11 protein-coding genes and 1 pseudogene are annotated in these 13901 nt (G+C 48.6%); 11 read left to right on the forward strand and 1 reads right to left on the reverse strand.

Going from position 1 to position 13901, the window contains the following annotated elements; genetic code table 11:
* Positions 1–18: 18 nt before the first annotated feature.
* The 10 genes from AC50X8_RS24375 (at position 19) to AC50X8_RS24420 (ending at position 11888) form a co-directional block, all read left to right on the forward strand.
* Positions 19–3642, forward strand: a complete 3624-nt coding sequence (locus AC50X8_RS24375; protein WP_494881999.1) for a non-ribosomal peptide synthetase — start codon at positions 19–21, stop codon at positions 3640–3642.
* An 81-nt stretch (positions 3643–3723) separates the two neighbouring features.
* A complete protein-coding gene (locus AC50X8_RS24380; RefSeq protein ID WP_494882001.1) occupies positions 3724–4590 on the forward strand; it encodes a 3-hydroxyacyl-CoA dehydrogenase family protein in 867 nt (288 codons plus the stop codon).
* Positions 4591–4673: 83 nt separating this feature from the next.
* A complete protein-coding gene (locus AC50X8_RS24385; RefSeq protein ID WP_046230893.1) occupies positions 4674–4943 on the forward strand; it encodes an acyl carrier protein in 270 nt (89 codons plus the stop codon).
* Positions 4944–4945: 2 nt separating this feature from the next.
* Entirely contained in the window at positions 4946–6118 is a 1173-nt protein-coding gene (locus tag AC50X8_RS24390) for an acyl-CoA dehydrogenase family protein (RefSeq protein WP_056040196.1), read from the forward strand.
* Between the two features lie 14 nt (positions 6119–6132).
* Complete coding sequence (locus AC50X8_RS24395) at positions 6133–7197, forward strand: HAD-IIIC family phosphatase (protein WP_494860517.1); 1065 nt, start codon at positions 6133–6135, stop codon at positions 7195–7197.
* A gap of 135 nt (positions 7198–7332) precedes the next feature.
* Positions 7333–8616 carry an ACP S-malonyltransferase gene (gene fabD, locus AC50X8_RS24400; RefSeq protein ID WP_056040200.1) on the forward strand — a complete coding sequence of 428 codons (1284 nt, stop codon included), beginning with the start codon at positions 7333–7335 and terminating at the stop codon, positions 8614–8616.
* 10 nt (positions 8617–8626) lie between these two features.
* Complete coding sequence (locus tag AC50X8_RS24405; RefSeq protein ID WP_494882004.1) at positions 8627–9325, forward strand: 4'-phosphopantetheinyl transferase family protein; 699 nt, start codon at positions 8627–8629, stop codon at positions 9323–9325.
* Positions 9326–9381: 56 nt separating this feature from the next.
* A complete protein-coding gene (fabI, locus tag AC50X8_RS24410) occupies positions 9382–10146 on the forward strand; it encodes an enoyl-ACP reductase FabI (RefSeq protein ID WP_494882006.1) in 765 nt (254 codons plus the stop codon).
* A 112-nt stretch (positions 10147–10258) separates the two neighbouring features.
* Entirely contained in the window at positions 10259–11170 is a 912-nt protein-coding gene (locus tag AC50X8_RS24415) for a hypothetical protein (protein WP_494882008.1), read from the forward strand.
* Positions 11171–11300: 130 nt separating this feature from the next.
* Positions 11301–11888: a DUF1349 domain-containing protein gene (locus AC50X8_RS24420; protein ID WP_494882010.1), complete on the forward strand. Its 588-nt coding sequence runs from the start codon at positions 11301–11303 to the stop codon at positions 11886–11888.
* Positions 11889–11987: 99 nt separating this feature from the next.
* On the opposite strand, the gene AC50X8_RS24425 is transcribed toward AC50X8_RS24420, so the two are convergent.
* The gene (locus tag AC50X8_RS24425) at positions 11988–13421 is read right to left on the reverse strand and encodes an MFS transporter (protein ID WP_494882012.1); all 1434 of its coding nucleotides are present in this window, start codon (positions 13419–13421) and stop codon (positions 11988–11990) included.
* A gap of 119 nt (positions 13422–13540) precedes the next feature.
* Here AC50X8_RS24425 and AC50X8_RS24430 point away from each other — a divergent pair.
* Positions 13541–13804: pseudogene (locus AC50X8_RS24430) on the forward strand (LysR family transcriptional regulator); the annotation flags it as partial.
* Positions 13805–13901: the final 97 nt, after the last annotated feature.

A 13901-nucleotide genomic window follows, 5' to 3' on the forward strand; every position in this document is an offset into this window, starting at 1 on the left:
AGAAGGGAGGGAATGGATATGGATTCCTATTCGGAAAATATGCTGTTGACGAGCGGCAAATGGCAGGAGGAGAGAGAGTATTGGCTTAGCAAGCTTGATCCTTCCGCTGAGCCGAATGCTTTTGAGGGCGACCTCAAGGATGCTGGCTTGCGCCCGGGAGCGGTCGATTTGGTCAAAGGCCCGATTCCGCCTGAATTGACCGAACGGCTGCTGCCCTTATGCAGGTACTCCCAGCAAGGCTTGTATGCGTTTTTGCTTTCAGGTGTACTCTATTTGCTTCATCGATATACGGGGGAACGGATCGTGACCACTGGCATGCCATCCGGACAACAAACGGTAGAAAACACTGCCCCCAACCGGCTGATCGCCCTGCAGGTGCATGTCGATGAAGCATTGCCGTTCAAAGAATATATACAGCAAGTTAGCCAAACGGTGCAGGAGGCAAGGAAGTACAAGCACATTCCCTTCCAAGCTATTATCAGACTGCTTAAGCACAATCCCGAAGCAGCGGTCCCTGCCTTCAAAACGGTCGTTGCCCTGAATACGCTGCATGCTCCTTTATACATGCAGGACTCGAAAGCTGCGGTTACCTTTTATTTCATTATGGAGGGCGATCGCCTGCAGCTGGAGCTGCTCTATGAACGTTCCATGTATTCGCAGCGATATATGGAACGGATGTTTGATCATTTTGTCGGTTTTCTGGAAGAGGTGATTCAGCAAACGGATATTCCGCTGAACCAGATACGCTTGCTTTCACAGGGGGAAATAGAGTCGCTTGAGCGGTTAAATCCGGCGGCTATACGTTATCCAAAGGATAAAACGGTACATGAGCTGTTTGACAGCCAAGCGATGAATACTGCGGATTGGACCGCGCTGCGTTTTGGCAGGATGGAGCTTACTTACGGGGAGCTTAAGGATCGTTCGGACCGGCTCGCTTGCCTGCTTCGCAGCAAGGGCATTGGAAGGCACCGAGTTGCCGCTGTCATGACGAATCGGTCTTTGGAAATGATGATCGCGATTTTGGCGGTGTTGAAGGCTGGGGGCGCCTATTTGCCTATTGATCCGGCTTATCCGCCGGACCGGATTAGGCATATGCTGGCCGATAGCGGCGCAGGCGTCCTGCTTACACAGGATGGATTGATCAGCCATGTTGATTTTCAGGGGGAAACCGTCAATCTCGACGACAATCGGGTATATGGAGAGCTCGATCCTCTGCTTTCAAATGTGAATGACCCGGAGGATGCCGCTTATTTAATCTATACGTCCGGCTCTACTGGCCTGCCGAAAGGGGTGCTGGTTCCGCACAGGGCAGTCGTTAATTTTATAACGGGCATTACAGGCCGAATCCCTGCCTTCACAGAAGGAAAAACCATTGCTGCCGTTACGACGCTCTGCTTCGATATTTTCGTGCTGGAGACACTCCTGCCGCTGACGCAGGGACTAATTGTTGTTATTGCGGGCGAGGAGGAGCAGCATAATCCGGCCATGCTCCAGCGGTGGCTTGCGCACAATCGGATCGAGCTGCTGCAGGCGACGCCTTCCCGGATTCAACTGCTGCTGAACGATAATTCGGCAGAAGCAGGCTTGGAGCAGATAACGACGCTTATGGTAGGCGGGGAAGCCTTCCCCGATGAGCTGCTTCACCAGCTTCGGGAACGGTGCGGCGGGGCAAGCATTTACAATATGTACGGCCCAACAGAGACTACGGTTTGGTCCTCTGTCAAGGATGTGACGAATGCGAGCGGCATAACGCTTGGGGCACCTATCGCCAATACGCAAATGTATATTGTCGACCCGCTTCTGCGTCTGCTGCCGGAAGGCGTGGCTGGAGAGCTTTGTATCGCCGGAGACGGCGTCGCGATGGGCTACTGGAAGCGGGAGGAGCTGACGGCTGACAAATTCGTACCATGTCCTTATGGAAACGGTGGGAAGATGTACCGGACAGGCGATCTGGCACGAAGGCTGCCCGGCGGGGATATTGAATTTCTGGGGCGCATGGATCATCAAGTGAAAATTAGAGGGTTTAGAGTCGAGCTTGGCGAGATCGAATCTGCCCTATTAAGCCTAGAGCAGATTAAAGCGGCTGTGTGCATTGCACAGGAGGATGGTGAAGGAAGCCACATTCTTTGCGCCTACTATGTTTCCACGGCGGCTCTGTTGGCGGAAGGCATAAGAAGCGCAATAGCTTCCCGGCTGCCTGATTATATGCTGCCCTCATTCTATATTCCGCTGAGCGAGCTTCCATATACACCAAACGGGAAAATAGACCGGAAGCAGCTGCCCAGCCCTTATGAAAAGGTCAGCGGACTTTCCATCGGCGAGCCGCCAGCAGATGAGCAGGAGGAGAAGCTGCTCCGCATTTGGAAGGCTGTGCTGGAGGTAGAGACGATTGGCGTAACCGACGACTTCTTTAATGTCGGCGGCCATTCGCTAAAAGCGTTGAAGCTGGAGGTAGAGCTGGAGAAAGCGGGATTTTCCTTCGAAAGCGAGGAGATTTACCGCTACCCGACGATTAGGGGCTTTCTGCGGCGGATGAATGGCGAAGGAGCAGGAGCAGCAATCTTTTCGCCAAAAAGCCGAGCGGCATTTGAATCTGAATCATTTGCTAGTGCGGCATTGCTGACGCTCAAGCATGATGAACGGATCCAACCGTTTAACGATTTATTTTACAAGGAGTGCTTCTATCACTCGCTGTTTCCCATTCTGTCCTACTACCAGCAAAGCCTGCTGCCGATTCTCGCCAATGATACGGTTATCTATCGATATGATGAGGATACGGTTCACTTTCAGGTAGATTACGCAGCGGCAAGGCCAATAGAGCAGCTTTTGCTAGGATTAGGCATTCGGACGGAAACGAGAACGGTCGGACATTCCGTAATCGAGGAGCTCAAGCGAGCTGTCCTCAGCAATAAGCCGGTTATTGTACGAATTGACTGCTACTACGCCTCAAACCGGGCTGAAACGTACAAAAAGCAGCATTGGCCGCATTCATGGCTCGTATTCGGCTTTGATGACAGCAGGCAGATGTTCGGCGTCATAGAGCATGACCATATTGAAAGGCTGACCTATGAGAAAAGATGGGTGAGCTACGAGGATGCGCTGCAGGGGCATCTTGGCTTTATGGACCATTTTGGAAGCGAAATACCTGTTTATTATGAATTTTCAGCTATTCATTCCGATGATGTAGTGCCTCAAACAGATAGCTTAGTAGAAACGACTGCTTCCGCCGCGGCACATCGCCAGCAGCTTCTAGACAGCAGCATGCAGTCGCTGTACAGCTTTCTGGAGAAGGTTAAACAAGCGCTGCGGGATGGGCAGCTGATCAAAGATTATGGCGAAAGCTTGCTTGATACGCTTAATCAAATTGTAAATGCCAAGCTCGTAGACCTATATCGCTATGAGAAATTAGCCGGTGGGTATATGGAGCTGCAAGGCGCGGTTGAAGAGAGCCTGGAAGCTTGGAAGCAAATTCGGGCTCTAGTGGCAAAAGCGGTGTTTACCGCCAAATTAAGCGCCAAATCTGCTGTTATGCTGAACCAACAGCTGGATACGGCACTCGCGCTGGAACGCGAATACGCGGCAAAGCTTGTGGACATGCATCCCCAGACGTTTGAGCTGGAAGGTACCCAAGCGACTTACTAGACAACATTTTGCTAGCCAATAGGAAGGCCGTCTTGCTGTCTTGCTGTCTTGCTGACTAGGGAGCAGACCTATTAAAATCCAATGAAGAAAGAAGTGAAGATCGCTGTGAAAATTGGGGTAATCGGAGCAGGTGTAATGGGAAAAGGGGTTGCCCAAGCGCTCGCCCAATCAGGCTTATCGGTGGTACTTGTAGACATTGAGCAAGCGAAGCTTGAACAGGCGAGGGAGGAAATTGCCACCCAGCTGCGATTCCGTGGGCTGTTCGGCTCATCGGGAAACTTGGAGCCTTCAGAGCAAATTATGGATCGCATCGTATTTACGATGGAGCATCATAATCTCAGCGACGTCAGCTTTGTCATTGAGAACGCTACGGAAAATTGGGACGTCAAGCGCAGCATTTACGAGCTTATTGATGGCATCTGCCAGCAAGATTGCATTTTTATGATTAACACGTCCTGCATCTCCATTACAAAGCTGGCCGCTGTGACCACACGTGCGCCGCAGGTCATCGGAACTCATTTTATGAATCCGGTGCCAACCAAAAAAACGGTCGAGGTCATTCGCGGTTTTCATACCTCTGAGGAATGTATCCGAGCGGTCGATGGGCTTATGGGCAGCATGGGCAAGGAAATGATCGTCGTTAACGACTATCCGGGCTTTGTATCCAATCGTATTTCCCATTTGTTTATGAATGAAGCTGCTTATGTCGTGCAGGATCAGGTGGCGTCCGCGGAGGAAGTCGATGAAATTTTTAAAAAATGCTACGGACATGCGATGGGGCCGCTCGAAACGGCTGACTTGATCGGTCTGGACACGGTCGTGCATTCCTTGAATGTCCTTTATGAAAGCTATCAGGACTCGAAGTTCCGCTGCTGTCCGCTGCTTAGGAAAATGGTCGACGCGGGGCTGCATGGCCGCAAGAGCGGTCAAGGGTTTTATACGTATTAATGCGTAATCATGCATGCTAATGACTGCTAATGATTGGATTTCGTACTAGATTAACCCGAATCGGGATGAGGAGAGTGCCAATAATGGAAGAAATGAAAGTTAAAATCAAGAAGTTTTTATCGCGGTTTTTCCGCAAGCATGAGCTTGGGGATGATGAGGATATTTTCGCATTAGGATTTGTCAATTCCCTGTTCGCGATGCAGCTGGTTATGTTTCTGGAGAAGGAATTTGCGCTTACTATCGATAGCCGTGACATGGATTTGGACAACTTCCGCACCATTAACCGGATGGTCAGTCTGATTCAAGAGAAAGCAGCGGTTGATCAGCAGTCTTCACAAGTATCGGGAGGTTAAGGATGAAAATTGAACTGACTCCAGAACAGGAAAATTGGCAAAATGAGTTCAGCGCGTTTGTTGATAGCGAGATGGCGCCGCTAGCTGATCTCAATGACAGCGAGGAGCGTATTCATCCAGATATGCTTAGGAAAATGGCAGAGGCTGGCTATCTGGGATCGATGCTGCCCAAAAAATACGGCGGTATGGAGCTGGACAACGTCACGCTAGGCATTCTTAACGAAGAGGCGGGTCGCGGCTGCTCGTCCGCAAGAAGCTTGTTGACCGTTCACGGAATGGTATCCCTTGCTATATTGCGCTGGGGAACAGAGCAGCAGCAGAGCAACTGGCTGCCGAAGCTTGCGACCGGCAGCACATTGGCAGCATTTGGCCTAACGGAGCCAAACGCCGGCAGCGATGCCAAGAGTATTGAGACAACGGCCGAGTTAGACGGGGACGAATACGTATTGAATGGCCGCAAAAAATGGATTACGATCGCGCAAATTGCCGATCTGTTTCTCATCTTCGCCAAAGTGGGCGGCCAGCCAGCGGCATTCCTCGTTGAGCGGGAGCGAATCGGAGTATCGGTATTGCCCATGTCCGGCCTGCTCGGTGCAAGGGGATCTATGATTGCCGAAGTCGTGCTTTCCGACTGCCGAATTCCGCAAGAAAATTTGCTTGGCAAGCTCGGCATGGGACTGACTCATATCGCGCTGCCTTGTCTCGATTACGGCAGGTACACTATAGCGTGCGGTTGTGTCGGTTTGGCGCAGGCCTGTCTGGAGGCTTCTCTAGAATACGGAAGCACTAGAGTCCAATTTGGACGGCCGCTCCGGGACAATCAATTGATTCAGAAGATGATTGCAGAAATGGCCGTACAGGTGAAGGCGGCTAGAATGCTTTGTTATAAAGTCGGATATTTACGCGATAGCGGCGATCCCGACAGCATTATGGAAACGTGGACGGCCAAATATTTTGCTTCGACTATGCTGGGCAAAATCACCAGCGATACGGTGCAAATTCATGGTGCTAACGGCTGCCATAGCGGCTATCCGGTTGAACGCTATTTCCGCGATGCCAAAATTAATGAAATCATCGAGGGAACGTCGCAGATGCATGAAATGCTGATTGCAGAGCAGCAGTTCGTGACCAGCCGCCGAGCAGGGCGGACAATGGCTCAAACAGCCAATTCATAAGGAGATGAATGCCTGTGGCGTACAATGTTGAGGAGAAGAAGGATACGGCCAAGCGTAAAATCAAATGTGTCGTGTGGGATTTGGATCATACGATTTGGAACGGTATTTTAATGGAGGATACAACCGTTGAGCTGCGAAGCGATATTGTCAACGTCATCAAAACGCTGGATGAGCGAGGCATCCTGCAGTCCATTGCCAGCCGCAATGAGCATGAAGTGGCGATGGAGAAATTGAGAGAGCTCGGGATTGATCATTATTTCATCTACCCTCAAATCAGCTGGAACCGCAAATCTTCTTCGATTAAGACGATCGTCGAATCGATTAATATCGGGATGGATACGATTGCGTTTATCGATGATCAGCCGTTTGAGCGGGAGGAGGTCAGCTTCAACCATCCAGACGTCCTGTGCATAGATGCTGCGGAGACAGAAGGGCTGCTTGAAAGGCCGGAATTTAATCCAACCTTTGTTACTGAGGACTCCCGGAACCGCAGAAGCCTTTACATGAGCGATATCGTACGCAATGAAGTTGAAGCCAGCTTCGATGGCTCACAGGAGGAGTTTCTCGCTTCGCTAAGTATGGTATTTACGGTTTCCTCGGTTGAGGGAGACGATTTGAAGCGGGCGGAGGAGCTGACGGTAAGAACTCATCAGCTGAATGCAACGGGCTACACGTATTCCTATGAGGAATTGGATGCATTCCGCCATTCACCGAACCATAAGCTGTTTATTTCCGAATTGGAGGATAAATACGGCACGTACGGCAAGATCGGCTTAACGCTGCTTGAATGCAAGGATAATATTTGGACGCTGAAGCTGCTGTTAATGTCATGCCGTGTCATGTCCAGAGGCGTAGGCAGCGTCATGCTTCAATACATCGCCAGGATGGCGCATGATGCGGGAGCGGTATTGCGCGCTGAGTTCGTGCCTACTGACCGTAATCGCATGATGCTGCTTACGTATAAATTTGCTGGATTTAAGGAAGTGGAGGAGAGGGACGGACTGCTCATTTTCGAGCATGATGCTGCCCATCTGCAAAGCGCTCCAGACTATCTCACCTTAATCAGCCGTGTTGAATGAATGGATGAATAAACAAAACAGGTTCACGATGAACATCGGCTAGAGGGTATAGCTGAAGCAGGATAGCAGGTTAAGTGGTCGTGCGTGCCTGTTTACGGAAAAAATACGGCTAATATGATATTGGAGGAAGTAATAATGGAAAAAATGGCGTTTCTGTTCCCGGGTCAAGGCTCTCATTTTGTCGGCATGTCGAAAGGTCTTTATGACCAATATACGATCGTGAAGCAAACGTTCGAGGAAGCTAACGATGTGCTTGGCTATGATTTGGCTAAGCTTTGCTTTGAAGGCTCGCTTGCAGAGCTGTCCAAAGCAAAAAATGCCCAGCCTGCCATTCTCGTATCAAGCGTAGCCAGCTTCCGCGTTTATATGCAGGAGATTGGTATTGTTCCGCAATTTCTTGCCGGGCACAGCCTTGGCGAATATGCGGCGTTTACTTGCGCGGGAGCGATTCGTTTTTCCGATGCGGTGAAGCTGCTGCACGAACGGGGAAAAATGACCGACGAGGTTGCGTCAAGCGATGTTGGAGCCATGTCCATTATTGATGGCGTTGAGCGAAAGCTGGTTGTGGATGAGTGCAAAGCGATGGAGCAGGAGGGCCGTCAGGTTTGGGTGTCCTGCTATAATACGCCGAATCAAACCGCGATTTCCGGGGAAAGCGATGCGGTTATGGAACTAGAGGATAGGCTCGCGAATCATGGCGGGCTGGCAACGCCGCTGCTTGCGAGTGCACCGTTCCACTGCAGCTTCATGCAGCCGATGGCTGACCAATTATTGGACAAATTGTCCGGGCTGGAGTACGGTTTTTTCAAATATCCGGTCATTACGAACCGCAATGCCGAGCCGATGGCACATTCGGAGAAAGTAGCGCAAAATCTTGCGCTGCATTTAACTAGCCCGGTACAATGGGAACGTACGATGCAATATTTTAAACATAAAGGCGTTACACTTACGGTTGAAATGGGACCTAAAAATGTATTGACCAATATGGTGAAGGCGAACGTGGATGGAATTGAAGCGCTCTGCTATGGCACGAAGGAGGATCGCAAAAAAATCGAGCAAATTTTAGCCGCTTATCCGGGTCTAAGAAAGCATATCCCGACGATTATTACGCGAAGCCTGGCTGTCGCAGTAGCTACCCTTAACCAAAACTGGGATAATGAGGAGTACCAGGAGAAGGTTGTGAAGTCGTACCGCAAAATTCAGGAGATCCAGGATCGTCTTGAGGAGACAGGGGAGAAGCCAGCTTTGGAACAAATGAGAACAGCGCTCGATTTGCTGAAAATCATTTTGGATACGAAGAAGGTTTCGGTAGAAGAGCAGACACGCTGGTTCCATCAAATTATTGACGAGACGGGCATGTATTATGAATTAAACGACTATCTTGCTCCTTCACGTCTAGCAGAAAAAATTTCCCGATAGGAGTTTATCCATGATTGAGGTTTATATGCTGCGGCTGGATGAGAGGAAAGCTGAGGCGCTTTACCCCGTTATGCTGAAATACGTTTCAGAAAGCAAGCGGGAAGCTGTCCGCCGCTTTCGCCGGCCGATTGACGCTTATCGATCGCTGACGGGTGAGATTTTAGCCCGTCTTGCGATTTGCAAGCGGTGGCAGTTATCGAATAATGAGCTTTCTTTCTACAAAAATGAGTTTGGCAAGCCGCTGCTAGATAACGCTACCATCGACTGCGAGTTTAATGTGTCACATTCCGGGGACTGGGTAGTCTGCGCCTTCGGCGACTGCCCGGTCGGAATTGACGTTGAGCGCATGAAGCCGCAAGACTTGTCGATTGCAGAGCGGTTCTTTGCTCCGGTTGAATATGAGATGCTGATGAGTTTGGCTGGCAGCCGCCAGCTCACGTATTTTTACCAGCTGTGGACGTTGAAGGAAAGCTATATCAAGGCAGTAGGCAAAGGAATGTCGATCCCGCTTGACTCCTTCTCTTTCTTAGTCAAGGAGGACGGTGAAGTGGCGGCAAGCCTTGAAGCAGGGGCGTCTGCCGCTTATTTTATGCAAACCTTTGCAGATGAGGATCATGCGCTGGCACTATGCACCTTCCAGCAGACGGAGCCCATCTTTAAAGAACTGGATTATGAGGAGCTGGAAAGCCTGCTTTCCATGCTCCAATAATCATTAACAGCTAGTTGCATAAAGGAATATAACCTTGCTTGGAGGAGATAGAGCTGATGCTGATGAAAGACCGTACCATTGTCGTATCAGGCGTTGCTAATGAGAAAAGTTTAGCGTGGGGAGTTGCTAAATCGCTTCATCGAGAAGGAGCAAGGCTTGTGTTTACTTACCGAAAGGATAAGTCTTTGCGTAAACTGACGAAGCTGCTTCAGGAGCACGGAATAGAGGCGGCAGCTGTTGTTCCATGCGATATACTGAATGATGCGAGCATTGAAGAGGCATTCAGCACCATTGGAGAACAGGTCGGGACGATTCATGGTCTCGTGCATTCTATCGCCTATGCGGATCAACTTCAAGGAGAATATATCGACACGACGAGAGAAGGCTACCTGCTGGCGCAAAACGCCAGCAGCTTTTCATTAGTGGCAATGGCCAAGCAGGCTCGCGGCCTAATGAAAGAGGGGGGCGCCATTGTGACGCAAACCTATATAGGATCTGGTCGTGTCGTGAAAAATTATAATGTTATGGGCGTTGCGAAGGCCGCGCTCGAAGCGAGCGTTCGCTACTTGGCTGAGGATTTAGGCAAGCATGGCATTCGTGTGAATGCCGTCTCGGCTGGACCGGTGCTCACATCGGCAGCTTCAGCGATTGCTGATTTTCAAGATAAGCTGACGGCCATGGAGCAGCAGGCGCCGCTTCGGCGCAATATTGACCAGAATGAAATAGGAGATGCGGCGATGTTTTTGCTAAGCGTCCTATCAAGAGGGGTTACAGGTGAAGTTCTCCATGTCGATGCAGGCTGCCATATTCTAGGACTCTAGCCTATGCTGGCCGTTACAAAGCGGGAGGAGGCAAGTGATGTCAAGAAAAGCGCTATACCTTCAAGAGCCGGAAATTAGCACTTACACCTCATACGGATGCTTGTTTTCCATTATGAGCGAACCTTTATGGCCGTGGATCTACAATCATTTTATTCAAATCAGATATGCCAAGGGCTGGAAAATGTTTGCCTTTGACAATCATCATATGCTGCTCAAAAACTGTCCCGGTGTATCGTTCTATCAGCTTCCCCAAGACATGGTCGTTGCCAAATGGGGGAAATCGTTAAAAGAGGTCATCATAGAGTCGATAGATTTAGGCTATTATTTATATATTTTTGTGGACAGGCACCATATATCGTTGGCAGATTCGTACCATAATGGTCATCTTATTCATGATCTATTGATTTACGGTTATGATTCGGACAACGATATGGCGTTTGTCGCCGACAACTTTGAGGAGCGGTTTATAACAGCGGAATGCCCTTTTTCCGAATTGGAGAAGGGCTATTGGTGTCTGCCGGACAAATACGATTTTTGGACAGAAATTCGTTTTTTGAAGCGTCAGACAGCGGTTGAATGCAGCATTAACATGGAGCAAATTGCCGCTGGGCTGGAAAGTTATCTATATTCCAAACCAACATTCGATATCGTGGAGGAGCAGCAGTTCGATTTCGGATTTCAAGCGCTGCAGCGGCTTGTGCCCGATTTGCAGGAAATCGATTCCCCATCATCTGCATCTGCCAAGTTTGATCTGCGTGCGTTTCACCTGTTGTATGAGCATAAAATTTTAATGGAGAAGCGCCTGGCCTATTTGATGGATCATGGGCATATGAAGCTTGACCAGCATCTTTTAGACACTAGCGAAGCTATGAAAAATAATTATTTGTCCTTGCGAAATCTAGTTATCAAATACAGATTTAAAGAGGATGACAAGCTGTTGCTGAGCATCTGTGATAAGCTGCAAGACAATTTAAAGCAGGAGCAATTCTTTATTATAAGCTGTTTGGAGAAAATGAAGGCATAGCACATAAGGAAGTGGCAAAAGGCTGATTTCACCTTGGTGATCATCAGTCTTTTGTTGTATCATGAACTGGTAAGAAGTCTGCCTCTGAGCAACGAAATGACATTATTTATTGAATAAGGAGACCTATAAAATGAAGTTTGAGCTCCATAAAACATTTTGGCTTCATGAACCGAAAGAATATGCCGTGGAACCTCATATGGTTGCGATTACAACAGAGCCGGGAACCGATTTTTGGCAGCGAACCTATTACGGTTTTCAAAATGATTCCGCCCCCGCTTTATTGCTGAAAACAGTCGAGCCTTACTTTTCATTTGTTGTGAAGACGGAGTTTAACAGTAAACATCGTTATGACCAGTGCGGCGTTATCCTTTATCAGAACAGCGAAAACTGGTTTAAAGCGTCTATTGAATTTGAAAATGATGACTATCAACGGTTAGGAAGTGTCGTTACCAACCATGGGTTTTCGGATTGGGCGACAACGGACATCCCGGCAAATGTAAAGACGATGTACTACCGATTAAGCCGTCGTGAAAGTGATTATTGTATTGAAAATTCCTATGACGGAATCACTTATAAACAAATGCGTATCTTTCATATGTTCGAAGGCGGAGCAGAAATTCAATTTGGCGTATATGCCTGCAGTCCGGAGCAATCTTCTTTTGAGGCTGTTTTTAGCGAGCTTGAAATGACAGAATGCATGTGGAAGACGCATCAATAAAAGGGATAAAATTGCGGTACTTACTTGAAAAATGCCCCGAAATCCATAAGGATTCCGGGGCATTTTTGATGATTCGGACAAGCTTTTTTCAGTGCTCGTTTATATCAATTTGCGGGATAAGCTGGTTACCAACAAGACAACAGAAAGTCCAGCTGTTATAAGCCCAATGGTGTGCAGTCCGCTTGATGTAATCGCACCGGCGAAGGTAAGTCCCAGCAAGCTGGTGGATAAGATGCTCCCGATTGAACGAAATGTGACATATAAGCCGGAAGCAGCTCCGGTCTCTTGCGCTGGAGTTACAACGTATAAAGCAGTTTGCAGCCCCATATTGTTGAACCCATTAGGAATGCCAAGCATTGCATTAATCAGAACAATTATAAGGATAGAGCTGTTATCGCCCAAAAGCAGCAGAAGCAACGTACTGAGTACAAGAAGACCATTGCCAGCGATAATCGTTGTACGGTAGCCGAAACGCTTGTTGCACTTGACTGCCACGGAAGTCATGATTATACCTAGTCCAGCTAATGGCAGCATTAGCAAGCCGGTGGTTTTCGGATCAAAGCCTTTCACTTGACTGAGCCATAGCGGGATACAGAAGAATAGGGAATAGAATACAATATTCACTCCAATATACTGAAAATACACAGACCGCAATCGGCGGTTGGAAGTGAGCATCTGTAAGTTAAGAAACGGATTGGCTGCCCGCTTCTCCCATATCACAAGTGCAAGCATGGATATGATTGCGCAGCCAAGAAGCCACCATGACATTCCTTTTGACAAGGACAACAGAAACAACATTAGAGTAGTAAGCATGATCATAAAGAGAGTGATTCCCGGAATATCGATACGTGACCAAATGTTTGGTGTGGAGGCCGGGAAGGCATCTTCGCTGCTTGCTGCTTGCCGGTCTTGGTCTTTGGGCAGCCATAGTCGAGCAATAAATAATGTAGCCAATGCAATGGGAATGTTGATCCAGAAAATAGACGGCCAACCGACAGAACCGACAAGAATGCCTCCAAGTGTAGGGCCGAATGCAGCCATGACGTTAGCCATAATGGAGACAAGGGCTAACGCCGAGGAAATCCGGTCTGGATGATCCTGCTCATTGTGCTTTGCTGCGGTCGAGCGTAGCATGGACATGCCAGCAGGGAAAGCAACGGCACTGCCAAGTGCTTGCATCATTCTCAGCGCCAATAGCATGCCGAAATTTGATATCCATATTGCCAGCAGGCTGCTGATTACAACGAGTATAAGTCCACTCATGAAAATTTTTTTGGCTCCAAACAGATCGGATAGCTTGCCTGCAAGGGAGGGACCGACAGCTCCGGCTAAGTAAAAACTGGAAAGCAGCCAGGTGACCGTCGCCAAATTGACCTGAAACGCATTGCCAATCTGCAAAAGAGCAACGGCAATCATCGATGAATTAAGCGGATTGAGAAGTACGCCAAGCGCGACAACCCATGCAACCTTGCGGAGCATCTTATCTGGATTTTCAGTTGATCGTGAAGTGGGAAAAGCTAATTGCTGTGCCATGGGCGACCTCCAAAGTGCATTAGAATATTCCCAGTATAAATCAATATATTCATTATTAAAAATATATGAATTATTATATAATCATAATTAATTTTATATGAGTGAAAGGAGGGATGAGTGTGGATTTGATGCATCTCAAATATTTTCAAACCGTTGCCCGCACAGAACATATGACAAAAGCGGCTAATCATTTAAATATGGCCCAGCCGGCACTCAGTATGATCATATCACGATTGGAGGATGATTTAGGTGTTGCTTTATTTGATCGGGTAGGCAGGAAAATTCGCCTCAATGAACAGGGCACGGCCTATTTAAAGAGAGTCAACATCGCCTTGGCCAGCTTGGAAGAGGGAAGAAGAGAAGTTACGGCGTTAGGATTCCTGTAGAGCGTTAATTTTGCGTTTTGCATAAAAACGAGCGCCTCCAGTAAGATGGGGTAGTCACGGGTCATAGCCCTTTAGCCATCATAAGGAGGTCGCT

This window comes from Paenibacillus sp. JT22N15 (assembly GCF_059383755.1).